The following is a 24,946-nucleotide window of genomic DNA, read 5'->3' as shown; positions in this document are numbered from 1 at the left end:
CGACCCTTGCCGGACAACGAAAGCAACCCAGCAGCGGCGTTCAAGGCGCAGCAGGAGCGCAACTGGCACGAGCTGAGCGCGGGCTGGGACAAGTGGTACGAGCTGTTCGAACGGGGCGCCGAGCCGGTCACCCGGTCCCTTCTCGAAGGGGCCGGGCTGACCGCGGGCAGCTCCGTGCTGGACATCGGCAGCGGCACCGGTCAGCCGGCCCTCGCCATCGCCGCCCAGGTGCCCGAGGGCCGGGTGGTCGGCGTGGACCAGGCCGAGGGCATGCTGGCCGTGGCCCGGCGTCGTGCCGCCGAACTCAGGCTGGACAACGTCGAGTTCCTCCGGCAGGACGCCGAGGAGCTGGACGTCGAGGCAGGCGCCTACGACGCGGTGGTCAGCCGCTGGGGCCTGATGTTCCTGCCGGACGCCGACCGGGTGCTGCACACCGCCCTGCGGGCACTGAAGCCGGGCGGCAGCTGCACCGTCTCCGTATGGGGCACCGCGCCCCAAGTTCCCATGCTCAGCCTGGCGTTCGGTGTCGCGGCGGCGCGCCTCGGCCTGCCCGCCCCGCCGCCCGGCCTGCCCGGGCCGTTCAGCATGGCCGACTCCGAGGCGCTGTGCGCACGGTTCACCAAGGCCGGCTTCACGGACGTCACCGCCGAGGAGCACCGGATCGTCTTCAGGCCGCAGACCGTCGAGGAGTTCGTGGAGTTCTCCTGGGACCTGCTGCCCGGCTGGCTGCGAGCCAAGCTGGCGGAGACGTTCGGTGACGAGCGTGACGAACGCACCGTACAGGCCGTCGCCACGGCGGCCAGGGAATTCGAGTCGGACGGCGGCGGTCTCGCGGTGCCCTGCGTGGCGCACTGCGTACGGGCCGTCAAGCCCAGCTGAGCCCGACCGTCCGAGCCGAAAGAGAGACCCGATGCAATTCGACACCAAGCTCGTCCAGATCGGCCAGGAGGCACACCCCGGCACCGGCGACATCGTGCCGCCCATCCACCTGGCCTCCACCTACGAGCAGCGGGCGCAGACGGACCTGCGCTACTTCTACGGCCGGGGCGAGAACCCGACCCGGGAGGGCCTGGAGCGATGTCTGGCCTCGCTGGAGGACGCCGCGTACGCGCTGGCGTTCTCCTCGGGCCAGGCCGCCGGCACGACCGCGCTCAGCCTGCTGTCACCGGGCCAGAAGCTGATCTCCTCCGACGACGTGTACGGCGGCACGTTCTCGCTGTTCGACCTGCTGCCCCGGTACGGCATCACGGTGGAGTACGTCGACCTCACCGATCTCGACGCCCTCGACGCGGCCCTGACCGACGACACCGGGCTGATCTGGATCGAGACCCCGACCAACCCGCTTCTCAAGGTCGCCGACGTGCGCGCCATCAGCGAACGGGCCCACGCCCGCGGCGTGCCGGTACTGGTGGACAACACCTTCGCCAGCCCCGTCGTCCAGCGTCCGCTGGCCCTCGGCGCCGACATCTCGCTCTACAGCACCACCAAGTTCATCTCCGGTCACTCGGACGTCATCGGCGGCGCCCTCGTCTACAACAGCGAGGAGTTCCAGTCGAGTTTCTTCCGGTACCGGACCTCGGCCGGGAACGTACCGGGCGCGCTCGACTGCTACCTGCTGCACCGTGGCGTGAAGACCATGTCGCTGAGGGTCCGCAGGCAGAACGAATCGGCCGAGCAACTCGTGCAGCTGCTGCGGCAGTCGCCCAAGGTCGGAGCCCTGCACTACCCCGGGCTCGCCGACCACCCGCAGCACGAGACCGCGGCCCGGCAGATGGACGGCTTCGGCTCGATCATCACCTTCGACTACCTGGGCGACGCCCAGAAGCTGCTGGAGAAGGTCGAGCGGTTCGCCGTGGCGGTCAGCCTCGGCGGCGTCCGCTCGCTGATCGAGTGCCCGGCGCTGATGACCCACCGCCCCATACCCGCCGAGACCCGGAGGCGACTGGGCATCGGTGACAATCTGATCCGGCTGGCCGTCGGCATCGAGGACGTACGCGACCTCGCCGCGGACCTGGAACGGGCGCTGTGAGCCGGCGAGCGCGGGAGGCACGGTGAACCCGGCGCCGGGGCTGCCGTCGGCAGCCCCCGGCGCACCCGTGATCATCGACGGCGCCAAGGGGACCGAACTGCAGCGCCTCGGCGTCAGCGTCACCGAACCGTGGTGGACGACCGCCGCCCTGCTGGAGATGCAGGGACAGCGGCAACTGGCCGCGATCCACGGGGAGTACACCGCCGCCGGTGCCGACCTGGTGACCGCGATCACCTTCCGGACCAACCGGCGCACCCTGCTGCGCGCCGGGGCCGACGAGCGCGCGGCCGAGGTCCTGGTCCGCCGGGCCCTGGCTCTGGCCCGCGGCTCTGCCGGGCCGGACGCAGACGGCCGGCGGCCGGTGCTCGCCGCCTCGGTGATCCCGGTGGAGGACTGCTACCAGCCCTCCCTGGTTCCCCCGGAGGACGAGCTGCGCCGGGAGCACGCCTGGATCACTCGTCAACTGGCCACTGAGGGCGTGCAGTTGGTCGTGGCCGAGACCATGAACAGCGTGCGCGAGGCGGCGGCCGTCGTCGAGTGCTGCGTGGCTGACGGACTGGCGGTGTGGGTGAGCTTCGTCTGCGGTCCGGACGGCACCCTGCTGTCCGGCGAGTCCGTGACGGAGGCGGCCCGCGCGGTCGCGGCTCGCGGGGCGTCCCTGGTCAGCGTCAACTGCACCACCGTCGAGGGCACCGACGAGGTGCTGCGCAGATGGTCGTACGACAGTCCGCTGCCCTTCGGGGCCTACCCGAACCTGGAGGACCGCTCGGGCATCGCGGACTGGACGCCGGTGGACCGCTATGTGCCGGTCCGGTTCGGCCCCGTGGAGTTCGCCGACCTCATGGCCGAGCGGGCCGAGCGGTACGGGCTGTCCCTGGTGGGCGGCTGCTGCGGCAGCACCCCCGCGCACATCGCGGCGCTGCGCAAGCGGATACCCGGCTGAGCCGGTCCCGCCCGGTCCTACGACGAGGCCGGCGCGCCCCGGAGCCGTCCGGGGCGCGCCGGCCTCGTGCGTGCCCGGACCGGTTCAGGGGGCCGGCCGGGCGGCCGGTGCGGGCAGGGCCGCGCAGATCCCGGAGATGAGCCGCGCCACCCCTTCCCGCTCGTTGTCCGGCAGGACGAGGCCGGCGACCGCCAGCACCTCGGGGTGGGCGTTCGCCACGGCCGCGGCCAGCCCCGCGACCCGCAGCATCGGCAGGTCGTTGGGCATGTCGCCCACGGCGGCGGTGGCCGCGAGCGGCACCCCGTAGTGGCCGGCCAGGCGGCGCAGCGAGGTCCCCTTGTCCACGCCCCGCGGTGAGATCTCCAGGAAGTACGGCGTCGACCGGGTGGCCTCCACGCCGTCGCCGGGGCGTACGAGCGCCTCGTCCAGGCGTGCGGCCGGCAGTGTGGCGTGCACGGCCAGCACCTTGACCGGCGGGTCGTCCGAGGACACCGGCAGCACGGCGTCCGGCACCGCCTCATGGGGCCAGCAGTCGGGAACCAGCTCGGCGAAACCCGGCTCCAGATACAGCCCCCGTACGCAGTCCACACCGAGCACCACGCCGGGCACCCGCTCCCGCATGCGCCGCAGCAACGCCGCGACCTCGCCGGCGTCGAAGCCGCGCCGGTCCAGCACCTGCCCGGTGGCCGCCTCGACGGTCACCGCGCCGTTGCTGCACACGACCAGGCCGCGAAAGCCGTGGTCACGGGCGGCCCCGAGGGCGTCGCGCAGCGGCCTGCCCGTGACGTACGCCACGGGCAGGCCCTTGAGTTCGGCTTCCGTCAGGGCGGCGCGGGTGGCCGGACCGACGGTCCCCGCCCGGTTCAGCAGGGTGCCGTCGAGGTCGGTGCAGACCATCCGCACCGCGCCGAGCGCAGCGCTCACCGTGTCCATGCGCCGTCCCGGTCCGTGGCGCCGCTCACCGGGACCCACACGCGCACCCGCAGCGGCTGGTCGCCGGCGAGCAGCACCTCCACCCGGCCCTCGCGGACCAGCCGGGTGCGGTCCGGGCCGGCGCCCAGGGGGATCCACACCCAGTCGCTGTCCGGGTCGAGCAGCCACTCGATGCCGCCCCGCTTGACCGGTTCGTCGTCGTGGCCGCGCCGGGCCCGCGGCACCGCCCGGGCCACGACGTCGGGGACGTCCAGCAGGTCGACCGTGATCGGACGCGCGTGGTCGTCGAGGGAGATCCAGACCCGGGAGTGGAAGGTGACCGTGGCGCGCTGCGCGTGCGCGCCTGCGGCGTCGGCCCGCAGGGTCAGGATGCCGATGCCGGCGTCCCAGTCGACCGACGGACAGGGCTCGTTGCCGGACTCGCTCATGGGCTCCTCCTCCGCCGTCATACGGCCTGCAACCGGTCCAGGCCGGTCACCGGGACCTGGTCGGGCAGCCGGGCCGGACGCAGTTCCACCTCGCCGACCACGGTGTCGGCGGGGGCCTGCAGCACCCACAGCACCGCCTTGGCCACCGAGGAGGTGGTCATCTTCAGCGGTGAGGTGTCATCGGGCAGGTTCGCGATGGCGCCCGGGCTGATGAGCGTGGTGCACACGCCGCTCGGCCGCTCCTCCAGCAGCAGCACCTCGGCGATCGCCTTGAGCGCGGCCTTGGTCGCGCAGTAGGCGGCCCCGCCCTCGAAGAACCGCGTCCCGGCGTGACTGCCCATCAGCACGATCCGGCCGCCGCGGGCGCGCAGCGCGGGCAGGGCGGCCTGGACCAGCGCGATCACCGAGGTGAGGTTGACGTCCACGGCCTCCCGCCAGCTCTGAAGCGGCAGTGTGGCCAGTTCGCCCAGGGCACGTTCCACGCCGTTGGCCACCACGGCGTCCAGGCCGCCGGCCAGCTCGGTCACCCGCTGCACGGCCGGCCCCACGTCCGCGGGGTGGCGCAGATCGCAGTGGACGTTCTCGATCCAGGGCAGCTCGGCCGGGGTCCGGCCGAGGTTCCACACCCGCCAGCCGGCCGCGTGCAGTTCCTCGGCGACCGCGCGCCCGGTGCCCCGGTTCGCGCCCGTGACCAGTACGGTGCGCCCGTCGCCGGTCACCGTCATGCCTTGATCCGCTCGACGAGGCCGGTCCAGACCGAGATGATCGTCGCCGGGTCGGCTCCCTGCCGGAACAGGTCCTTGTCCAGCGGGTTGCCGGAGTCGTCCCGCAGCCGCATACAGTCCGGCGAGATCTCGGAGTTGATGACCGGACGGCCCGCGTCGTCGGTCCCGATCACCAGACAGAAGTCCCACAGGTCGAGCGGGCTCAGCCAGGAGCGCAGCGAGGCGTTGCATTCCAGGGCCGTCTCGCGAAACGCCTCGACGTCGACCCCCATCTGCCGCAGATAGTCCTCGCCGATCGGCTGGTCCTCGGGGTCGGTCCGGTAGTCGAACTTCACCACGGGCGGGTCGAATCGGTGCCCTTCCTCGAAGAGGCCCGGATATTTCCGGGTCGTGGAGCCGGTGGCTATGTTCTTCACGATCACTTCGAAGGGCGGGGCGGGTATGTAGGAGGCCCGGTACGATATGGCGCCGAGCCGTTCCAGGAAGACCGTCCGTACGCCCTTGTCGGCCAGTCGGGCGGCGGCCCGTTCGTAGAAGTCGAGCCGGAGCCGTGCGGTTTCCGGAATCATCTCGTCGCGGTCGTAGGTGTAACTGCGCAGACTCGGAATGAGTTCCACGTCGCAGGTGCCGTCGCCGTTGATCCACAGTCGCTTGCTGCGACCCTCGATGTCGGGACGCCGGTTGTTTTCGGCCATGACAATGTCCTTCCGCGCGGGGCGATGCGATGAGAGAGGCGCCCGGGCACGCGGGCGCGCTGAAAACGCCGTGGTCGACGGGAGGTACGGCGTACACGGTCGTACCCCGACTCGGTCGGCAGGCGTAAGGAATGGCTCTGGCGCATGAGAAATCGAGTCGTGCCCCCCGTACGACGTTCTCGATTGCGGCTTCACTGCATATGCGGTCCGCAGGATCCTTTCCTCGCCCACATCAGGGAAAACATCCATTCCAGCCTTCCCGCTGCGGCGGAAGGTGCCGTTTGCCGCGAGTTCGCCCCTTTCGGGAAGGCGGGGTGGGCAGGGAAGCGGACGGTCACATGACCGGCCAAAGAGCCGGAGCGCCGAATTCCGTGCGCACGGAGCCGCCCAGTCCGGGAACGTGCCGAACGTTCGTACGCCGACCGCCGTTCATATCGGCGGTGCTGCCTGGACTCCGAACGAGCGAAGCGCGGAAGGGGAACGTTCATGCACGGGGGCCGCTTGGGACTGGGGCAGGGGACTGCCCTTTACATAGGTGCCGTCCTGGGGCCCGGTGTGCTCGCGTTGCCCGCGCTGGCGGCCGCCACGGCGGGTCCCGCCTCACTGGTCTCGTGGGCCGCCCTGCTGGTGCTCAGCATCCCGGTGGCGATCACCTTCGCCGCGCTGGGCGCGCGGCACCCCGACGGCGGCGGCGTGGCGAGCTTCGTCGCCCGGGCGTTCGGCCCGCGGCCGGCGGCCTGCGTCGGCTGGCTGTTCTACGCGGCGGTACCGGCCGGCGTCCTGGCCGGTGCCATGGCCGGCGGAAACTATGTGGCCGAGGTCCTAGTGTGATGCGCCAGAAATCCTGAGGGTTAGTTCTGCTCTGTTTTCTGGCCGGTGGTTCCGACCTTGGCGAGGTAGTCGGCGAGGGATTTGAGGATCTCGTCGGCGGTCTTGGTCCAGGTGAAGGGTCGCGGGTTCTCGTTCCAGGTGTTGATCCATGCGGTGATGTCGTCCTCCAGTGCCTTCACGGAGGTGTGGACGCCGCGGCGGATGAGTTTGTCGGTGAGCAGGCCGAACCACCGTTCCACCTGGTTCATCCAGGAGGATCCGGTGGGGGTGAAGTGGACGTGGAAGCGGGGGTGTTTGCCGAGCCACGTCCTGATCTCGGCGGTGTTGTGGGTGGCGTAGTTGTCACAGACGAGGTGCACGTCGAGCCCGGCGGGCACCGCCTTGTCGATCCGGGTCAGGAACTTCTTGAACTCGATCGCCCGGTGGCGGCGGTGCAGTGCCGATATGACGGTGCCGTCGGCGATGTTGAAGGCGGCGAACAGGCTGGTGATGCCGTGCCGCAGATAGTCGTGGGTACGCCGTTCGGGCATGCCCGGCATCATCGGCAGCACCGGCTGGGACCGGTCCAGCGCCTGGATCTGGGACTTCTCGTCCACGCAGAGCACGACCGCCTTCTCTGGCGGGTGGTGGTACAGGCCGACAACGTCGACGACCTTGGCGACGAACTGCGGATCGGTGGACAGCTTGAAGGAGTCCTGCAGGTGGGGCTTGAGATCGAACCGCTTCCAGATTCGCCCGATCGTCGACTTCGACAGGCCGGTGCGCTGGGCCATCGAGGCCCGTGACCAGTGCGTGTCCTGGCCCGGGAGCGACTCCAGGGTGGCCACGACGACCTCCTCGACCTGGTCGAGGAGGATCGAAGGCGGCCGGCCCGAGCGCGGCTCGTCATGCAGACCATCGAGGCGTTTTGCGATGAACCGGGCCCGCCAGCGGTCCACGGTCGACCTGTCGATACCGAGGTCGGCCGCGGCCTGCTGGTTCGTCCCGCCCTCCGCGCAGCGCAGCACGATCTTGGCCCGTAACGCGAGGAACTGGGCGGTCTTGGCCTGCCGCGCCCACTGCTGCAGCTGTCTGCGCTCAGCATCGTCGAGGATGAGGTCGGCCTTCGGCCGGCCGATCCAGCCGGCGTCCTCAAGCCCGGCCATCCGCTCTGCGGCGAATGCCCGACGCCACTTGCCGACCGTCTTGGCCTGGACACCGACGAGCCGTGCGACACGCGCGTTTGACATGCCGTCAGCACACGCCAGGATGATGCGGGCCTTCTCAGCCGAGCGCCGGTGCGGCATGTTCGTCCGGCGCACCAACTCGGCACGCTCGGCTTCGGACAAGGTGATCGCCACAGCAGAAGGCCCCGAATGCGACATGCCAACAGGGTAGTAACTAACCCTCAGGATTTCTGGCGCATCACACTAGGACTGTCGCACGGCGCGGGGTACGCGGCGGCCGCGGCCATCCTGGCGGCGGCGGTCCTCGCCAACTACGCCGGGCTCCAGGTGTCCGGGCGGATGCAACTGCTGCTCGTCGGCCTGCTGGTGCTGCTGCTCGCCTGTGCGACCGTCTTCGCCGCGCCCCATGTGACGGCCGGTCACTTCACGCCCTTCATGCCCGGCGGATGGCTCTCCGTCGGCTCGGCCGCCCTGGTGCTGTTCTACGCCTTCAGCGGCTGGGAGGCGGCCAGCCATCTGTCCGCCGAGTTCGCGAGCCCCCGGCGGCATCTGCCCCGGGCCACCGTGATCACCCTGGCCATCGTCGGCGTGCTCTACCTGGGCCTGTCCACCGTCACCATCGGTGTCCTCGGGGCGCGGGCGGGCCGCTCCGACGTCCCGCTGATGCTGCTGCTGGAGCAGGGTGTCGGGCCGGGCGCGCGCTGGCTGACCGCGGCGGCGGCCATCTGCCTGAGCCTCGGGGCGGTCAACACCTTCATCGCGGGTGCCGCCCGGCTGGGCGCGGCGCTGGGACGGGACGGCGCGCTGCCCGGCTGGCTGGCCAAGGGCGGGGGAGCGGGGCAGGTGCCGCGTCGCAGTCTCACCGTGCAGGCGGTGCTCACCGGTGCCCTGACGCTGGTCGCGGCCCTGCTGAGCGTGCCGCTCGATCCGCTGATGCGCGTCACCTCGGCGTTCCTGGCGGCGGTCACCGTGGCCGGTATGGGCGCCTCGCTACGGCTGCTGCCGCGTCGCACGCCGCTGTGGTACGCCGCGTGGGTCGCCGTCGTCTTCACGCTGGTGGTGCTGGCGTTCAGCGGATGGCTGCTCGTGCTGCCCCTCGCGGTCGGGGGATGCGCGGCGGCGTACTGGCGGCGCCGGCACGGGCCCGTGACCCGTGCCGGTCGTCCGCCGGCTCAGGCGGGGGAGCCGGCCGCGGCCGACGTGGCCTCCGCGACATCTTCCGGCGCAACGCCCTGAAGAACCGCCTGCTGGCCGTCGCCCTGCCCGAGTCCGCGATGGACACGCTCATGGTGGCCGCGGAGCGCGATCCGTCCTTCGAGGTCACCGTCGACGTCGCCGTCGGCACGGTCGGTGCGGGCGGCGCCGTCTGGGAGTTCGACCTGGACGAGCGCACCCTCTGGCTGCTGCTCAACGGCTATGACGACATCGCCGTGACCCTGCGCGAGGCCGAGTCCATCGCGGCCTACGAGACGTCACGGCCGTACTGGCTGCCCTCGCTCCGCAAGGGCCACGCCGCCGTCCCGCGCGCCCACACCGCTCAGGAGACGACATGACCACCGTGACCGCGGCCCGGCGCACCCTGCCGCACGGCGCCGCACGCGTCGGCGCCCTGCCGGCCGGCGCCCTCGCGCAACTCCTCCACCTGGGCGCGGAACTGGGCGCCCTGGACCTCGCCGGGGGGCCCGGCACCCCCCCGGCCGCCGCACGCCGCCCTGACCGCCGCCGCCGGACAACTCCTCGACGGCGACAACCAGTACGAGGACACCAGCGGCAACCTCGCACTGCGCGAGCAGATCGCCGCCTCTCTGCCGGGCCGCCCCGATCCACTGACCGAACCGACCATCACCACCGGAGCCTCCGAGGCACTGAGCATCGCCATGCTGGCCACCGTCGACCCCGGCGACGAGGTGGTGCTCCTGGAGCCGTTCTACGAGAACTTCCTCGCCGCACTCGCACTGGCCGGCGGCGTCCCGCGCTTCGTGGGCCTCGGCGCCCCCGACTGGCGCTGGGACCCCGAGGAACTGGCGGCCGCGTTCGGCCCCCGTACCAGGGCCGTGGTCGTCAACTCCCCGGCCAACCCCACCGGACGCACCCTGACCCGGTCCGAGCTGGCGGAACTGGCCGCCCTCTGCGAGAAGTGGAACGTCACCCTCATCTCCGACGAGGTGTACGCGCCCTTCGTCTACGACGGCCGGCGTCATGTGTCGGCGGCCGAGATCCCTGCCCTGCGCGAGCGCAGCATGGAAGATCGGCTGGGCCTGCGGCCCCGCGCACCTGGTGGCGGCCGTGGCCACGGCCAAGCAGTACCTGACGTACGCCACCGGTACGCCGTTCCAGGCGGCCGTGGCCGCGATGCTCGCCTCGAAGACGGCGTGGGTGGCGGGGCTGCGCGACGATCTGCAGACCAACCGGGACCTCTTGCGCGAGGGCCTGTGCCGGGCGGGGCTCACCGCCTTCCCCGGCGAGGGCGGCTACTTCGTCCAGGCCGACGTACGTGCCTGGGGCCATCCGGACGGCGAGCGCTTCTGCCGGGAACTGCCGTTGCGGGCCGGGGTGGTGGCCGTGCCGACCAGCGCCTTCTACCAGGGCGACGAGGTTCCGGGCAGGCTCGTCCGGTTCAGCTTCTGCAAGGACCGGCAGGTGGTGAAGGAGGCGGTGCGGCGGCTGGTGGCCGCCCGCTGAGGCCCGGCTCCGCCTGGGCTCACCAGGCGCCGCGGGCCCGCTTGGGTCCGCGCCGGGGCGAGGCATTCGCGGGGTGCGGGGCGTGCGCCTGCGGCAGCGGGGACAGCAAGGGCGTGGGCGCGTGCTGGAAGATCACGATGGTGCGGAATCCGACGACCTCGCGGCGCTGGCTGAGCCGGTCCATCAGGAACGCGTGCAGGGCCTCGTTGTTCTGCACGGCCACATGGATGAGGAAGTCGTCGCCCCCGGCGACCACGAAGACGCCGACGACCTCCGGGAGCTGGGAGACCGCCTCCTGGAAGGACGTGATCACCGTCCGGCTCAGCGGCCTGACCTGAGCGGCGACGAACGCCTGGTAGTTCCGGTTCAGGGCGGCGAGGCTCAGCTCCGCTTGGTAGCCGGTGATCACTCCGCGTTCCTCGAGGGACCGCACTCGTTCCAGCGATGTGGAGGGAGCCACCCCGATCTGACGGGCGAGTTCCCGGTTGGACTGCCGTGCGTTCAGCTGGAGATGACGGATGATCGCCGAATCAAGTTCGTCCATGCCGTTCATTGTGGCATGAAGGTTTTTCAAGTGTTCGGCCAATAAGCCCTGTTGCCGTTGATACGGCTACTCTCCGTGCGAAGTGACGGACATGCGATCGGTGCTGAGGTGAGATGCCATGCAAACGAAGGTTGCGCTGGTTCTGCGGGAGGATCTGCCGATGGCGCACGCGGCGAACACCTCCGCCGTGCTCGCGCTCTCGCTCGGCGGCAGGATCGGCGAAGCGATCGGCCGCGACGGCGAGGACGCCTCCGGCGGCGTCCACCCGGGCCTGAACACCCACCCGATCCCCGTGCTGACCGCCTCCGCCGAGGAACTGAACCTGCTGCTGGAGCGGGCCCGCACGACCGACGGCGTTCAGCTGGTGTCCCTCACCGAGACGGCCCGCAGGGCACGCGACTACGAGGACTACCTCACCGATCTGAAGGCCGCACCGGCCGGGGACCTGGAGTACCTCGGCGTGATCGTGCACGGCCCGAGAACCGATGTCTCACGGCTGACCCGGCGGCTGTCTCTGCTCTGAACCCTCCGACGAGTTGGCCGGATCATGCTTGAAGCACGCGTGTCATGGGCACGCACCCCCTACCGGCAGGCTTGCCGGGTCGTACGGACACCGTCGTACGGACCAGAGGAGGGCGTCATGGACCGTCGGATCCGAGTACGTGTCAGCCGGCGTCCCGCCGCCCCGCGCCGCGAGCAGGAGATCGACCGCAGGACCCCGTCGGGGCGGATCCTGCCGTACTGACCACCAGGGCCCGGCGCGCGGCAGCAGGGTGACGCCGTGCCCCTGGCCGAGCCTCACAACGGTGCCTGCCACGTCACCGTCGTGCCCTCCCCGTCCGCCCCGGCCGCGCCGTCGTCGTGCGCCGTCTGCCGTACCGCCGCCCGTCCGTCCCCCAGGGTTGCCGTCGCGTTCTCCGGCGCGGAGCCCACCCCGAGGACCGCTTCGAGCAGGGGCGGCAGGTGCGGTACGGGATCGCCGGCCACAGGGGCCCCACGGGGTGCCGTGCCGCTCAGGCGGCCAGCGGGTTCAGCACCAGCGGCTCGATCCGGCCCTCCAGCATCTCGCCGAGGCCCTGGGCCGCGCAGATGTCGGGCCGCTCGGCGATGTGCACCGGCATCCCGGTGGCCTCCCGCAGCATCTCGTCGAAGCCGGGCAGCAGCGCCGAACCGCCGACCATCACGATCCCGCGGTCGGCGAGGTCGGCCACCAGGTCGGGCGGGCAGCCGCGCAGCACCTTGCCGATGCCGTCCAGGACGGCGGTCAGCGGGGTGTGGATCGCGTCCCGTACGGCGGCGGTGTCGACCCGCACGCTGCGCGGGAGACCGGTGGCCACGTCCCGCCCGTGGATCTCGGTCTGTGCCGGGCCTTGCGAGGTCAAACCGTTCTCGGACAGGGCCAGTTGCAGTGGCCGTACCGACTGGCTGGGCAGCATCAGCTCGTGCTCGTGCCGCAGATGCTGCACGATCGCGTGGTCCACGGCCTCGCCGCCCACCGGGATCCGGTCGGCGGTGACGATGGAGCCGAGGGAGAGGACGGCCACCTGGGTGGCGGCGGCCCCGCACACCATGATCATGGTGGCCTCGGGACGCTCGACCGGCAGCCCGCAGCCGATGGCGGCGGCGATCAGCGTGTCCACCAGCTCGACCTTGCGCGCCCCCAGCCCCACCAGCGTCTCGATGGTCGCCCGCTGGGCCAGCGGATCGGCGTCGTGCGGGGTGCAGGCCGCCGCACGCAGCCGCAGGTTACGGCGCAGGGCGCGGCGCATCTTGTCACCGAGCAGCTGACGCAGCATGCGCTGGGCCATCTCGATGTCGACCACCGTGCCGCCGGAGATGGGCCGCACGACCCGGATGTAGTCCGGCGTGCGCCCCGTCATCTTCTCCGCGAACTCGCCCACGGCGATCAGCGCACCGCTACGGCTGTTCACGGCGGCGACCGAGGGCTGGTCCACGACGAGACCGGCACCCTTCACATAGACCCGGGTCCGGGCCGCGCCCAGGTCGACGGCGAAGTGGCAGCGTCTCAACTGCTCCAGACTGACGGTCACGGCGGATCCTCCCGAGTGCTCGGGCCATGGGGCGCCCGCCCGGTCGGCGGGTGTCTTCGTCTCACTGCATCCTGTGCGGGGCGGGAGGACCGACGCCTTCTGGAGGGGGCCGGGCGGGGTGCCGCCGAACGGGGGTTCTTCGCGGACTTGGGCGCGTCACAGACTCTGAACAGCACGAAGAAGAGGTAAAAGGCCGAAGCTGGTCAGCAGGTCGGTCACCCGGGGGCCCGAGCCGTCCACGTAGACGAACGGCACCCCGGCGGCCTGGGCGGCTGCACACTCGGAGTCGCTGCTCCCGATCATCAGGCACCGGGCCGGACGGACGCCGAGCCGGTCGGCGGCCTGGAGCACGAGCTGCGGATCGGGCATCGGCGCAGTGACGAGGACGTCCTGCCCGTGCACCCCGCCGTCGAGGCACTCCAGCAGCCGCCGCCGAGCCAGGTACGCCGTGGCCGGTGCCGTCGAGCGGTTGGTCACCAGGGCCAGCGGCTTGCCCTTGTACGCCAGGGTGCGCAGCAGCAGGTCGGCGTTGGCCACGGGTTCCGGCTCCGCGGCGGCATCCTCGGCGCCGGCCCCTGCGAAGTCCCCGTGGCCGTGCGGGCGCACGCGGGCCAGTACGCCGTCGAAGCCCATCAGTACGGCATCGGCGGCGCGCAGGGCGTCGGCGAGTTCCCCGGGGACGTCCTGCGGGGACGGGGCTGCCAGGGCCGCCCGGGTCGGGGTCAGGACGCCCTCCCAGCGGACCGCGAAGCCGGACGGCAGGTCCCCGGCCACCTCGGCGACGAGCGCCGCGCGCGCCTCGGCCGCGTTGCCCGGCGGGTACAGGGCCGAGACGGTGCCCAGGCAGTCCACCACGTGCTCCCTGACGAGGGCGGACGGATCACGGCGCGCCGCGGCCCGGACGGCACGCACCGGGTCGGCGATCCGCCAGCTCGCCTCACCGGCCAGCTGGAACACGGGAACGCCGTTGACCAGCGGGCTCAGCTCGGTCGTCTGCATGCTGTGCCCGGTGAGGTCCACCTCGTAGTAGAAGCCGTCCACGTCGGGCCGCTCGAGGGTGAATCCGGTGCCGTACACCGTGTGGACGACGCATCTCGTGATGTTCGCGGGGCGGGGCAGCGGCGCCCGGGCGGGCAGCCGGAAGGGGCCCTGGATCGGCTCGGCGGCGGAGGCCGGCCGGTGCGCGACCAGGTACCAGCCGTGGTCCCCCGGGCCGCCCTGGCTCACGAGCGCCGGGACGCCGTCCAGGAGATCGTTCTCGGCCAGCCCGATCCGCAGTGCGTCGGGGAAGGCGACGACCCCCAGGGCACCGCTCATGTCCAGCACCTGATCGAGGAACCCCTCCGGCGGCTGCCAGGGCGCTGTGCCGTCACCCGGCGCGTCCGCGAACGTCACCCGCCACCGCCTGCCGCCCGTCTCGGCCACCCGGTCCTGGAACTCCCGCAGGGTGACACTGAGCAGCCCGAGGAGCGGTACGCCGGCGCGCAGCAGGACCAGGTAGCCGTCCGGCTCGGTCCGCAGCCCGTAGTCGTCCCGGTCCAGCCCGGCGGCCACCAGCAGTCGTACCACCGCCCGGCCCAGCGCCGGCCGGTCGTCCGCGTCCCGGGGCTCGTCCGCCAGCTCGAAGAGGGCCACCCTGCGCAGGGCCGCGGCGGACGAGACGTCCTCCGCGGCGAACAGGCTCTCCGGTACGTCGTCCTGCGGCAGCGGCGCCTCCTCGGCCGCGTCCTCGGGTTCGTAGAGCAGCGACGGCGGCGCGTCCTCGGTGGGAAAGGGGCCCTCCGGCAGCTCGTCGGGGGCCGCCAGAGCACCGAAGGCGCTGCCCGGGTCGTAGGCGGGGGGCTGCTCGGTGTCGGTGGCCGCCACGTACTCGTCGTACTCGGCGCGCAGTTCGTGCCCGAGGGCCAGCAGGGTGGGGTCGTCGCCGCCGGACCACTGGTACTCCTCGAAGACCTCCAGCGCCTCGTCGAACCGGTTCAGCCCGCGCAGCGCGAGCAGCAGCAGCCGGCGGCCGTCCTCGTCGGAGGGGTGCTGTTCCACGAGTCCGGTGAGGTCGGCGACGGCCCGCTCGTAGTCCTCCGTCTCCAGGTCGAGTTCGGCACGCTGGCGGAACAGGGCGAGTTCGAGCCGTCGCAGCCGGGCGCGGGCGGTGCGCGCGGCGGGGCCGGGCACGTTGGTGAGGGGGGCCGGGCCCTGCCACAGGGCGAGCGCCCGCTCCAGCCGCTCCCGCGCCTCTCGCAGCTCTCCCCGCCCGGCCAGTTCGGCGGCCTCCTGTTCCAGGCGCTCGCAGCGGACCAGGTCCACGTAGTCGGCGCTGGTGTGCAGGCAGAAGCCGTCGGACAGGGCCGCCAGCGCGCCGGGGCCCAGGGCCTGCCGCACCCGGGAGGCGATCCTGCCGAGGACGGCCGCGGCCTCCTCCGGCTCCTCGTCGCGGCTCCACAGCCCGGCCCGCAGCTCGTCCAGGGACACCGGGCGGCCGTCGCGGAGCAGCAGCATGGCGAGGAACGCCTGCTCGAGCAGCGCGAACTCCCCTTCCGTTCCCAGGACTTCGGCGTACACCGGGCCCAGGACGTGATAGCGGCGCTGCCAGTAGGCCTCCCGCGCGTGGTGCAGCGGGGCGCTGCTCCGCAGCAGGTCCGCCCCCTCCCGCTGGGCGGCGGGCGACGACGACATCAGCTTGTTCAGCGCCCGCGCGTAGGCCCCCTGCGCGGCCCGCGGCAGCCGGCCGAGCCGTTCGGGCGCGATCGGCAGCTCGAGCCGGGACGTGCCCGCGGCCAGCAGCAGCATCGACTCGCACAGTGCGCGCAGGTCCTCCGCCGGACCGTCCGGCCCGGTGACGCGCAACGGCTCGACGAGGCCGAGTTTCAGCGTGCCGTCGGGGAGCAGCAGCATCCGCGACAGGGTGAGCCCGCCGTGCCGCAAGCCGCCGTCGTGCAGGGCGGTGACGGCGTCGGCGAGCTGGATGCCGATGGCGGCCACCAGCGGCGGCGGCAGCAGGTGGCCGTCGGTTCCCGCCAGCGCCTTCACGGCGACACCGTCCAGATGCTCCATGGCGAGGTACGGGACGTCCCCGGTGAACCCGAAGTCGACGACCTTCGCCAGGTGAGGATGTGTCAGCGCCCGCAGCCGTTCGGCGTCGCGCAGGAAGGCCGCCCGGCGCGCGGGATCGGTGACCGGTTCCAGCAGCCGCAACGCCACGGTCGTACGGGCCTGCGCGCTCCGGGCCAGCCAGAGCGATCCGGCCGGCGAGAGCCGCCGCAGCAGCCGGTAGCCGCCGTAGGTGCCCGCGGGTGGCTCGCCCTGCCCGGACAGCAGCCGCACGCTCTCCTGCCGGACGGTCGCGAACGGCTCCCCGTCGGCGGCGGCCGACCCGGATCCGCCGGCCGCCGGGGTCACCGCCCGGAACTCCCCGGGCGCCGATCCCGCGCGCTCGTCGATCAACCCGCCCACCCGGGCGAGCAGTTCGGTGGTACTGCGCCGGGACGAGCGGGGCAGGCCGCGCAGCAGCAGCTCGCGGACCCCGGGCCGGAAGGCGTACGCGCCGGGCGCCCCGTCGGCCGTGGTCAGCAGGCCGCTGAGGACGACCTCCGCCAGGTGCTGCGGGCGCGGATCGGGTTCGACCGCCCGCTGGACCAGGCGCATCACCGGCAGGTCGGGCCGGCCGACGGCGACATGCCCGGCCAGCCGGAAGGCCTCCGGCGAGGCGGTCGCCCGGAAGCGCAGCACCAGCTCCTGCGGGGACAGCCCCGCGAGGTCCGTGCGGGCCGTGGTGTCCAGCGCACGCCCGAACGGCGCCGCCGAACCGGGCAGGGCCGTCCCGCCCGCCGACGCGAGCAGCGCGGCCCAGTTGGCCAGCCAGCGCGGCCCCGGCTCCAGCACGGGCAGGGTCAGGACGCCCGCCTCCCGGTACCGCGCGGGGTCGCCGTCGTACGGCGTGAACGTCAGCGTCGCCGTCGGCGCCGCCGGGAACGGCATGCGCAGCAGGCCCGGTTCGGCAGGCAGCGCGGTGTCCCGCCACAGGTGTTCCGGCAGGGGCTGTACGACGGCCACCGGCTGCCGGCGGGCCCAGCGGCGCAGGGTCGCGTGCCACCGGCTGCCCGCCGGGCCCGGGCGCCACTGGGGTCCCATGCAGTCGCTGACGATCAGGGTGACGGTGCGGCCGTCGGCCGGGTCGAGCGCGCCGTGGCCGCCGACCCGGCCGTCCGGCGTGGCGGGGATCGCGGCGACCGTGCGGAAGACGCCCGACTGGGCCAGGGCCGTGTGCAGTTCGCGGACCAGCGGGCGCCAGATGGGCATCGTGGGGCCGGTGTCGTGGACCAGGTTCAGCCGCAGCCAGCGTTCCCGCGCGGGCCGCAGCACCGGCAGCCAGTGCTCGGGGTCGGCACCGAGGCGGGCGATACGGTCCACCGTCGCGTGTTCGTCCAGGCGGTGCCCCAAGGGGGCGTCCGCACGGCGTTTGACCGGGCGCAGTGCCCGCTGCACCGCCAGCGGGTGGCGCAGCATCGGGGGTGCGGGCGCCAGGAGCGAGGAGTACCGGCCGCTCCGCGAGTCCGCTGCCGGCAGGTGGAGCGGTACGCGGGGGGACTCCCGGGGCGCGGCGGGCTCCGGATCCGGCACGGGCGGGGCGGCGGGCGCGTCCCGCAAGGGCCGCTCGGGGGCGGCCCGGGGCGGTGGGTCCTGCGCACGTGGTGACTCGGGCGGCGCTGCCGGCCGATTCGGGTGCTCCTCGGCCGCCGGATCCATCTGCCGTGCCAGCCAGAGCAGTTCGGCCAGCTCCAGCGGGGTGGGCCGGACACCGCCCGTCACTTCGGCCAGGGCGTCGGCCAGGCGGGCGAGCGGGTCCGGGCAGCCGCGGCGGTCAGAGGGCATCGGTCGCCTGGGACTCGCCGAGGTAGGGCATGAGCTGCTCCGCCAGCTCGTCCAGGGAGTCGGCGGACACATCGGCGGAGCGGGCCAGGTAGATGGCGTTGAGCAGCTGGTCGGTGGCCAGGTCGCCGCTGCTCACGCGGTCCACGAAGTGTTTGATCAGGGTGTGGGCAAAGGCGCCGGGCGCACCGTCGAAGTGGGCGTCGACGATGGCGGCCAGCTGGGTGTCGTCGGGCTGCCGCAGCCCCAGCCGGACACAGCGGCGCAGGAAGGCGGGTGGGAACTCGCGCTCGCCGTTGCTGGTCAGGACGACGAACGGGAACGCACGGCAGCGCACGCGGCCGCCCTCCACGGCGATCCGGTCGGGGGTGCCGTCGACCATCACCTCGGCGTTCGGTGTGTGCCGGGCGGCCCGGACCAGCTCGGGGATCTCGTACTGGCCCTCCTCCAGCACGTTGAGCAGGTCGTTGGGCAGGTCCAGATCGCTCTTGTCGATCTCGTCGATCAGCAGCGCGCGGGGACGGGCGTAGGGCAGCAGCGCGGTGCCGAGGGGGCCGAGGCGCAGATGGTCCTCGACGGCCGAGTCGGGGCCCGGGGTGCCCGGTTCGCTCGCCGCCTGCCGGGCCGCGTACAGGCGGGAGAGCGGGTCGTACTGGTAGAGGCCGTCGTGCAGCGTGCTCCGGCTGGTGATGTTCCAGCGCAGCACCGGCCCCAGCTTCAGCTCGCGGGCCACCGCGTATGCCAGTGAGGACTTGCCCGTGCCGGGCGGGCCGGTGACCAGCAGCGGACGGCGCAGGTAGAGCGCCGCGTTGACCAGCTGCACGGTCTGCGCGGTGGCCTGGTAGGTGGCGGCGCGGTGGGTGCGGTCGGGGGAGGTGGCGGTCACGTCGGCGGTGACGGCGGGCGTCGGGAGGACCGGCTCGCCGTCGAAGGCCCGCCAGGGCGGGGGCGGGGGCAGCTCGGCGATGCCGTCGTGCGGCTCCGCGGTGCCGGTGTACACGGGCCTCAGGGGCATGGGGGCGGTCCTTCTTCCTGCGGTCGTACGGCGTTCGAGGGGCGGGCGGTCGCCACGGCGGTTCAGGCGACGGGCGAGTGCAGGCTGGCGGCGGTCTCCGGGAAGCAGCGTGGATCGTCCCAGAGCAGCTGGACGTCCCGCGCCCAGTGCTGTTCCGGGTCCGTCGCGGCCTCGGCCTCCTCGCGCAACGAGGTGATGATCCGCGGGAGTTCGGCCGCCGAGACGCTCTCGACGGCGGGGGCGAGCGAGTCCAGGAACGCGGAGCCGGTGCACGGGGCGGTGTGCGGCCCGGCCGTGTCGGGACAGCCCGAGCGCGGCCACAGCAGCACGGGCACGGGCATGTTCAGACCCACCTCGAAGTGCCCGGGCAGCGCGGTGGGCGGGGCGGCGAACCCGGCCAGGCCCGCGCCGTTCTCGCTCAGGCGCCTGCGCAGGCCGGGCGGCTGCTCCTGGGTGCCGCAGTCGACGCGATGCAGTGGCGCGGCCGAACCGCCGTCCATCTGCTGCCACTTCTTGCCGAGCTTGTGCCGCAGCCGGCCGCTGTGGTGCCGGTAGCGGTCGTTGACGACCACGGGGTGGGCGCAGCCCAGCGGCGTGGCGTCCTCGGCGCTGCACGCCCACTGCGCCACCGGCAGGTTCAGCAGGTCCCGGGGCAGGACGAAGGTGAGCAGTTCCTCGGCGTCCGGGGCGAGCCGGGTGAAGGCCCGGTCGATGCCCTGCTGGACGTACTCCCGCACCTCGGAACGGGCCAGCCGGGCCGTGCCCACCGGCCGGCGCCGGCCCTCGCGGTAGGCCGACACCGACACCGTGACCTGATCGGTGCCCGCGCCGCTGCGGTCGATCTCGACGAGGATCGGGGTCCACTCCGCGGCGGGCGCGGCAGGTGCGGGCCGGGCTGCGGGCTCGTCCAGCAGCCCCGCCAGCCGGTGGGCGAACCGGGACAGTGCCTGCGCGGACGGCACGACCTCCCACTGCACGTACGCGACCGCCTCGCGCAGGGAGCGCAGTCCGCCGGGCGGCGGCTCCGGACCGAAGGCACCGACGGCATCCACGAACAGCTGGTCCGGTGAGCACTCCAGCCCGACGGCCTCGGCCCGCCGGACCAGTTCGTAGAGCCGCCGGGTCGGATCCTCGCCGCCGTCCACGCCGCCGTCGCCGTCCCCGTCGCAGGCCGGGACGAGTTCGCCGAGGCCGGGCCAGTGCCGGGCCAGGGTCTCGGTGGGCAGCATCCGGGCGACCAGGACGCCGGGCTCGCCCGCCCGCTGGGCGACCATGCCGACCACCCGGCCGTCCGGGAGCGCCGCGGCGGCCCCGCTGAAGCCTTCCACCAGCGGCTGCCCGTGCGCGGTGACGGCCTCCAGCTGCAGCCACTGGTCGGCGATCCGCGTGGTGGACACGGCCCGGTACCACGCCAGTTGACCCTCGTCGTAGCCGTGCGGGAAGCCGTACGCCTCCAGTACCCGCTCGGTCAGGTCCCGTTCGGTGTCCGGCGGAGCGAACCGGGCCGGACTCAACGGCACTTTGCGGTCCAGCTCGAGAACGGCGAGGTCGCCGGGGTCGGTGGCGCCACCCGCCCAGCCACCGTGCACGGCAACGGTCGCGGGCAGCCCGGAGAAGTCCGGCCGGTTGGGGAACGACACGGTCAGCGCGCCCGGCTCGCCGTACTGCACGACGTGCGCGCAGGTCAGCACGGTACTGGGGGCCACCAGGAAGCCCGCCCCGGCCACGACGCCCCCGCACTCGATCCGGGCATGCCAGGCAGCGTCTCTCATGAGCGGGGCGCCGGCTCCGGGGTGTTCACCGCCGCTGCGGACGCCGTCGGCTCGTCGGCCGGGCGCTGCGAGGACCACGACAGGCGCACCACCAGTTGCCCCTCGGCCGCTCCCTTGGCGATGACCGCGCCGGCCTGCGCGGTCAGTTTCACGCCGAACTCCAGCTCCACGGAGTCCGGCCGCAGGCTGCCGTCGCGGAACACCCGCAGCGCGGACTGGGCCGCCGTGCGGACGCCGTCCAGGGCGGCCTCGAAGGTGCGGGACGCCGCCGTCACCGTCCCGTCGTCGCGGGCGACGGGACGGGTTCCCGTCCCGCCCTCGGCGCTCTCCACGACGACGACGGCGCCGTCCTGCGTGGTGAACTCCAGCAGTTGGGCCATGGTGTTCATACCCCCGTGTGTTCGATCTGCGGCCAAGTCCATTGTGGACGACGGTGACTGACGGTGTCTCGGGGGCGCAGCGGTGCAGTTCTCCGGCCCTGGCGGGAATCCGCCAGGGCACGTTTCCGCCGTCGATGGTCAACGTCCGTACAACCGGCGGCACATGACACTCGTCCCAGCACGCGAGCCACTCGGACGGACACCCCGACGAAAGAGGCGTGGATGACCAGAGGACCAGTCAGACGCGGAGCGGCACTGCTGGCGGCGGGCCTGGTGAGTGCCCTGATCCCGGCCGGCCCCGCCGCCGCGGCGGCGCACACCGCCCCACCGGCGTCCCCGCACATCGTCCCGCACGCCCCGGACGGTCCCACCACGGCCACCACCGGGCCCGCCACCACCGTCACCCTCGTCACCGGCGACAAGGTGACCGTCACCGACCTCGGGCACGGGAAGAAGACCGTCACCGTGCGGCGGCCCGAGGGGGCCGTCGGGGCCGTGCGGACGCAGGAGAGCGACGGCGGGATCAGCGTCGTACCGGACGAGGCGCTGCCGTATCTGCGGGCCGGGACGCTGGACCGGCGGCTGTTCGACGTGAGCGGGCTGATCCGGCAGGGGCTGACCGACGCCAGGGCCGCCGCGACGCCGCTGATCGTGGCCTACGGCAAGGGCGCGCGGGCCGCGGCCCCGGCCGGGACCGAGCGGACCCGCAGCCTGCCGAGCCTCGGCGGGGCCGCGGTCGAGGCGGCCAGGGGGCGGACCTTCTGGCGGTCGTTCACCCACCACGACGGTGTCGCCAAGGTGTGGCTGGACGGCCGGGTGCAGGCCGACATGGCCGAGAGCAACGCCCAGATCGGCACGCGGACGGCCTGGGACGCCGGGCTCACCGGCAAGGGCGTCACGGTCGCCGTCCTCGACACCGGGGTCGACCCGGACCACCCCGACCTCAAGGACCGGGTGAGCACCACCAAGAGCTTCATCGACGGGCAGGAGGTCGCCGACCGCAACGGGCACGGCACGCATGTGACCTCCACCGTGGGCGGCAGCGGCGCCGCGTCCGACGGCAAGGAGAAGGGGGTCGCGCCCGACGCCACCCTCGCCGTCGGCAAGGTGCTCAGCGACCAGGGCTCGGGCAGCGAGTCCCAGATCATCGCCGGCATGGAGTGGGCCGCGCGGGACGTGCACGCCCGGATCGTCTCCATGAGCCTCGGCTCGACCGAACCGAGCGACGGCACCGACCCGATGGCCGAGGCCGTGAACACCCTCTCCAGGGAGACCGGCGCGCTCTTCGTCGTCGCCGCGGGCAACACCGGCGCCCCGTCCTCCATCGGCTCGCCCGGCGCCGCCGACGCGGCCCTCACCGTCGGCGCGGTCGACTCCGCCGACCAGGCGGCCTACTTCACCAGCGCCGGCCCCCGCTACGGCGACAACGCCCTCAAGCCCGACATCTCGGCTCCCGGCGTCGACATCCTCGCCGCCCGCTCCCAGCTCGTCGACGGCAGCGGCTACTACACCTCCATGAGCGGTACGTCGATGGCGACCCCGCACGTCGCCGGGGTCGCCGCCCTGCTCGCCCAGCAGCACCCCGACTGGACCGGCGCCCAGCTCAAGGACGCGCTGATGTCCAGCTCGAAGCAGCTCGACACGTCCGCCTACCTGCTGGGCGCCGGGCGGGTGAGCGTGCCGGACGCGGTCAAGGCCCGGGTCACCGCCACCGGCAGCGCCGACCTCGGCTTCTACAGCTGGCCGTACGACCAGGACGGGCCCGTCACCCGGTCCGTCACCTACACCAACTCCGCCGACACCGCGGTCCGGTTGAAGCTGTCCGTGCAGGGTGCGCCGGACGGCGTCGCCACCCTCGCCGACTCCGTGCTCACCGTCCCCGCGCACGGCACCGCCGCCACCACGGTCACCGGTGACGGAGCCAAGGCGCCCGTCGGTGAGACCAGCGGGCAGATCGTCGCCACGGACACGGCCGGGAACACCGTTGCGCACACCGCGTTCGGGCTGGTCAAGGAGGAGGAGCGGTACACGCTCACCGTCCACGTCAAGGACCGTGCAGGCGCGCCCGCCGCCGCCGACCTCACCGTGCAGCGGCTCGCCGCCGCCGAGGACGCCCAGTCCGCCCGGGTCGGCGACTCCGGCACCCTGCGGCTGCGCCTGAAGCCCGGCACCTACGCCCTGTCGACGTTCCTCGACGTGCACGGCAGCCACGGCGCCGACTCCCTCGGCCTCGGCTTCCTCTCCGCGCCCCAGATCACCCTCGACCACGACCAGGAAGTGACGCTGGACGGACGGGAGTTGAGGGAGGTGAAGGCCGACGTCGGACGGCGCACCGAGACCCACCAGCTGATCATGGAGTACGACCGCAGGGCGAACGGCGCCGACCTCTTCGGCGCGGTCCAGGTGCCCCTGACGTACGACAGCGTCTTCGCCGCACCCACCCGCCCGGTCACCCAGGGCTCCTTCGAGTACCGCACGGTGTGGCGGCTGGCCAAGCCCCAGCTCGAGGTCAAGGGCGTCGGCGAGGCGACCGTCCAGCCCGGCGGCACGCTGACCGCGGGCCGCAGCCGGCTGCCGCTCGTGGACGTCGGCGACGGGCCCGTCTCCGCGGCGTCCGTGTCCGGCAAGGCGGTGCTCGCGCACCTCGCCGACGGCGCCGACCCGGCCGCGCTCGCCCAGGCCGCACAGGACGCGGGTGCCAAGGCGCTGTTCGTCACGGACGACGCGCCCGGCCGGCTGATGGCCTGGTGGGGGACCGCCGACAACGCCGAGCGGCCCCTGCAGATCGCCACGGTCGACGCCGCGGACGCGGCCCGGTTGCGCGCCGACCGGACGGTCGAGATGACCGGCACGCCCAACTCTCCCTATGTGTACGACCTTTCGGACGGACACCCGGGAGCCGTCCCGGACCGTGACCTCACCTACGCGCCCACCACGCGTCAACTGGCCGCCGTACACGTGAAGTTCCACGCGCCCCGGCCGACCTCCGGCGGGGAGTTCCGCTACTCGATCACCGACACCTTCCCGATCGGCCTCGGCTTCCAGGAGCGCCTCGCCCTGCCCGGCGAACGCACCGACTACGTCTCCACCGGCCCCGGCCGGCTGTGGCACGAGTCCGTCACGATCGGTGACGGCACGCTGGAGGAGCGCAGCGGACTGGTGCGGTACGCGGGCGGCGCGCACCCGGTGCTGGACTGGTTCCGGCCGGTGTGGCACCCGTGGCTCGGCACCGGGCTCGGCTGGGGGCAGCAACGGGCCGGGAACCAGATCCAGTTGAACACCCCCGGCTGGGGCGACTCCGGACCCGACCACACCGGCTTCGGTGACGTGTGGAGCACGGACAGCGGCATGAGCCAGACCACCGCCGTCTACCTCGACGGCACCCAGGTCGACAGGCGCACCGGCTCCGCGGGGTACGTCTGGGACGCGCCGGCCGACGAGCACACCTACAAGGCCGTCACCGACACCGCGCTCGACCCCGGCCACTTCCCGCTCGCCACCCGGGGCCACACCGAGTGGACCTTCCGCTCGGCGGCGACGCCGGACGACCACTGGACCTACCTGCCGCTGATCAACCTCGCCTACGACCTCGACACCGACCTCGCGGGCACGGTGCGCGGCGCCTCGCGGATCCCGGTGGGGCTCGGCGCGTCGTACGTGGCGGGGGCCGCGGGCGCGGGCACGCTGGGCGGGGGCCGGCTGGAGGTGTCGTACGACGACGGCGCGACGTGGCACACCGTGCCGCTGACCGGCAAGGGCGCCTCCTGGCACGGGACACTGACCGTGCCGCGCACCGCGACCAGCGTGTCCCTGCGGGCCTCGGCCCACGACGACAAGGGCGGCTCGGTGACGCAGGAGATCCTTCGGGCGGTGGCCGTGCGCTGAC

Annotated in this window: 21 protein-coding genes and 1 pseudogene; 10 read left to right on the top strand and 12 right to left on the bottom strand. The window is 73.1% G+C overall.

The window, feature by feature from the left end; all coding sequences use genetic code 11:
* The first annotated feature begins 6 nt into the window (after positions 1 to 6).
* From GQF42_RS15230 to GQF42_RS15220, 3 genes are read left to right on the top strand one after another with little or no spacing between them, the layout of a single operon-like run.
* Complete coding sequence (locus tag GQF42_RS15230) at positions 7 to 879, top strand: class I SAM-dependent methyltransferase (RefSeq protein ID WP_158920179.1); 873 nt, start codon at positions 7 to 9, stop codon at positions 877 to 879.
* 31 nt (positions 880 to 910) lie between these two features.
* Entirely contained in the window at positions 911 to 2,029 is a 1,119-nt protein-coding gene (locus GQF42_RS15225) for a trans-sulfuration enzyme family protein (RefSeq protein WP_158920177.1), read from the top strand.
* 22 nt (positions 2,030 to 2,051) lie between these two features.
* Positions 2,052 to 2,972, top strand: coding sequence for a homocysteine S-methyltransferase family protein (locus GQF42_RS15220; protein ID WP_199272689.1), 921 nt, complete (start codon positions 2,052 to 2,054; stop codon positions 2,970 to 2,972).
* A gap of 84 nt (positions 2,973 to 3,056) precedes the next feature.
* On the opposite strand, the gene GQF42_RS15215 is transcribed toward GQF42_RS15220, so the two are convergent.
* From GQF42_RS15215 to GQF42_RS15200, 4 genes are read right to left on the bottom strand one after another with little or no spacing between them, the layout of a single operon-like run.
* Positions 3,057 to 3,905, bottom strand: coding sequence for an HAD family hydrolase (locus GQF42_RS15215; RefSeq protein WP_158920175.1), 849 nt, complete (start codon positions 3,903 to 3,905; stop codon positions 3,057 to 3,059).
* Positions 3,893 to 4,333 carry a hypothetical protein gene (locus GQF42_RS15210; RefSeq protein WP_158920173.1) on the bottom strand — a complete coding sequence of 147 codons (441 nt, stop codon included), beginning with the start codon at positions 4,331 to 4,333 and terminating at the stop codon, positions 3,893 to 3,895. Before GQF42_RS15210 ends, GQF42_RS15215 begins: the two co-directional genes overlap by 13 nt.
* Before the next feature lie 17 nt (positions 4,334 to 4,350).
* On the bottom strand, positions 4,351 to 5,058 hold the full coding sequence (locus tag GQF42_RS15205) for an SDR family NAD(P)-dependent oxidoreductase (protein ID WP_158920171.1): 708 nt from the start codon (positions 5,056 to 5,058) through the stop codon (positions 4,351 to 4,353).
* Entirely contained in the window at positions 5,055 to 5,753 is a 699-nt protein-coding gene (locus GQF42_RS15200) for a phosphoribosylaminoimidazolesuccinocarboxamide synthase (RefSeq protein ID WP_158920169.1), read from the bottom strand. Before GQF42_RS15200 ends, GQF42_RS15205 begins: the two co-directional genes overlap by 4 nt.
* A gap of 486 nt (positions 5,754 to 6,239) precedes the next feature.
* Here GQF42_RS15200 and GQF42_RS15195 point away from each other — a divergent pair, with 486 nt between their 5' ends.
* Positions 6,240 to 6,584 (top strand): amino acid permease, encoded by a 345-nt coding sequence (locus GQF42_RS15195; RefSeq protein WP_158920167.1) that lies wholly within the window; start codon positions 6,240 to 6,242, stop codon positions 6,582 to 6,584.
* Between the two features lie 20 nt (positions 6,585 to 6,604).
* Here the strand turns inward: GQF42_RS15195 and GQF42_RS15190 are convergent, their stop codons facing one another.
* Positions 6,605 to 7,924, bottom strand: coding sequence for an IS630 family transposase (locus GQF42_RS15190; protein ID WP_199273015.1), 1,320 nt, complete (start codon positions 7,922 to 7,924; stop codon positions 6,605 to 6,607).
* A gap of 15 nt (positions 7,925 to 7,939) precedes the next feature.
* On the opposite strand from GQF42_RS15190, the gene GQF42_RS15185 reads away from it, so the two are divergent.
* From GQF42_RS15185 to GQF42_RS46935, 4 genes and pseudogenes are all read left to right on the top strand, one after another.
* Entirely contained in the window at positions 7,940 to 8,986 is a 1,047-nt protein-coding gene (locus tag GQF42_RS15185; protein ID WP_158920165.1) for an APC family permease, read from the top strand.
* 38 nt (positions 8,987 to 9,024) lie between these two features.
* Complete coding sequence (locus GQF42_RS15180; protein ID WP_158920163.1) at positions 9,025 to 9,303, top strand: 3-isopropylmalate dehydratase small subunit; 279 nt, start codon at positions 9,025 to 9,027, stop codon at positions 9,301 to 9,303.
* A gap of 159 nt (positions 9,304 to 9,462) precedes the next feature.
* Positions 9,463 to 9,900: pseudogene (locus tag GQF42_RS47680) on the top strand (aminotransferase class I/II-fold pyridoxal phosphate-dependent enzyme); the annotation flags it as partial.
* 136 nt (positions 9,901 to 10,036) lie between these two features.
* Positions 10,037 to 10,432 carry an aminotransferase class I/II-fold pyridoxal phosphate-dependent enzyme gene (locus tag GQF42_RS46935; RefSeq protein ID WP_267906139.1) on the top strand — a complete coding sequence of 132 codons (396 nt, stop codon included), beginning with the start codon at positions 10,037 to 10,039 and terminating at the stop codon, positions 10,430 to 10,432.
* Between the two features lie 19 nt (positions 10,433 to 10,451).
* Here the strand turns inward: GQF42_RS46935 and GQF42_RS15165 are convergent, their stop codons facing one another.
* Positions 10,452 to 10,976 (bottom strand): Lrp/AsnC family transcriptional regulator, encoded by a 525-nt coding sequence (locus tag GQF42_RS15165; RefSeq protein ID WP_158920159.1) that lies wholly within the window; start codon positions 10,974 to 10,976, stop codon positions 10,452 to 10,454.
* A gap of 118 nt (positions 10,977 to 11,094) precedes the next feature.
* On the opposite strand from GQF42_RS15165, the gene GQF42_RS15160 reads away from it, so the two are divergent.
* Positions 11,095 to 11,499 (top strand): DUF2000 domain-containing protein, encoded by a 405-nt coding sequence (locus GQF42_RS15160; protein WP_158920157.1) that lies wholly within the window; start codon positions 11,095 to 11,097, stop codon positions 11,497 to 11,499.
* A 275-nt stretch (positions 11,500 to 11,774) separates the two neighbouring features.
* Here GQF42_RS15160 and GQF42_RS15155 read toward each other — a convergent pair whose 3' ends face one another.
* The 6 genes from GQF42_RS15155 to GQF42_RS15130 all read right to left on the bottom strand — a co-directional run bounded on the left by GQF42_RS15155 (position 11,775) and on the right by GQF42_RS15130 (position 21,060).
* Complete coding sequence (locus tag GQF42_RS15155) at positions 11,775 to 11,963, bottom strand: hypothetical protein (protein WP_158920155.1); 189 nt, start codon at positions 11,961 to 11,963, stop codon at positions 11,775 to 11,777.
* A 26-nt stretch (positions 11,964 to 11,989) separates the two neighbouring features.
* The gene (gene mreB, locus GQF42_RS15150; RefSeq protein WP_158920153.1) at positions 11,990 to 13,027 is read right to left on the bottom strand and encodes a rod shape-determining protein; all 1,038 of its coding nucleotides are present in this window, start codon (positions 13,025 to 13,027) and stop codon (positions 11,990 to 11,992) included.
* A gap of 156 nt (positions 13,028 to 13,183) precedes the next feature.
* Positions 13,184 to 17,896 (bottom strand): SAV_2336 N-terminal domain-related protein, encoded by a 4,713-nt coding sequence (locus GQF42_RS15145; RefSeq protein ID WP_158920151.1) that lies wholly within the window; start codon positions 17,894 to 17,896, stop codon positions 13,184 to 13,186.
* The gene (locus tag GQF42_RS15140; protein WP_158920150.1) at positions 17,886 to 18,908 is read right to left on the bottom strand and encodes an AAA family ATPase; all 1,023 of its coding nucleotides are present in this window, start codon (positions 18,906 to 18,908) and stop codon (positions 17,886 to 17,888) included. Before GQF42_RS15140 ends, GQF42_RS15145 begins: the two co-directional genes overlap by 11 nt.
* Before the next feature lie 62 nt (positions 18,909 to 18,970).
* Positions 18,971 to 20,680: a VMAP-C domain-containing protein gene (locus GQF42_RS15135; protein WP_158920149.1), complete on the bottom strand. Its 1,710-nt coding sequence runs from the start codon at positions 20,678 to 20,680 to the stop codon at positions 18,971 to 18,973.
* Positions 20,677 to 21,060, bottom strand: coding sequence for a CU044_2847 family protein (locus tag GQF42_RS15130; RefSeq protein WP_158930184.1), 384 nt, complete (start codon positions 21,058 to 21,060; stop codon positions 20,677 to 20,679). Before GQF42_RS15130 ends, GQF42_RS15135 begins: the two co-directional genes overlap by 4 nt.
* A gap of 222 nt (positions 21,061 to 21,282) precedes the next feature.
* Between GQF42_RS15130 and GQF42_RS15125 the strand changes: the two genes are divergently transcribed.
* Entirely contained in the window at positions 21,283 to 24,945 is a 3,663-nt protein-coding gene (locus GQF42_RS15125) for a S8 family serine peptidase (RefSeq protein ID WP_158920148.1), read from the top strand.
* Position 24,946: the final 1 nt, after the last annotated feature.

The organism is Streptomyces broussonetiae, assembly GCF_009796285.1.
GTDB classification, from domain to species: domain Bacteria; phylum Actinomycetota; class Actinomycetes; order Streptomycetales; family Streptomycetaceae; genus Streptomyces; species Streptomyces broussonetiae.
The sequence above is the reverse complement of the archived record's forward strand: the minus strand, read 5'-3'. Positions and strand labels throughout refer to the sequence as shown.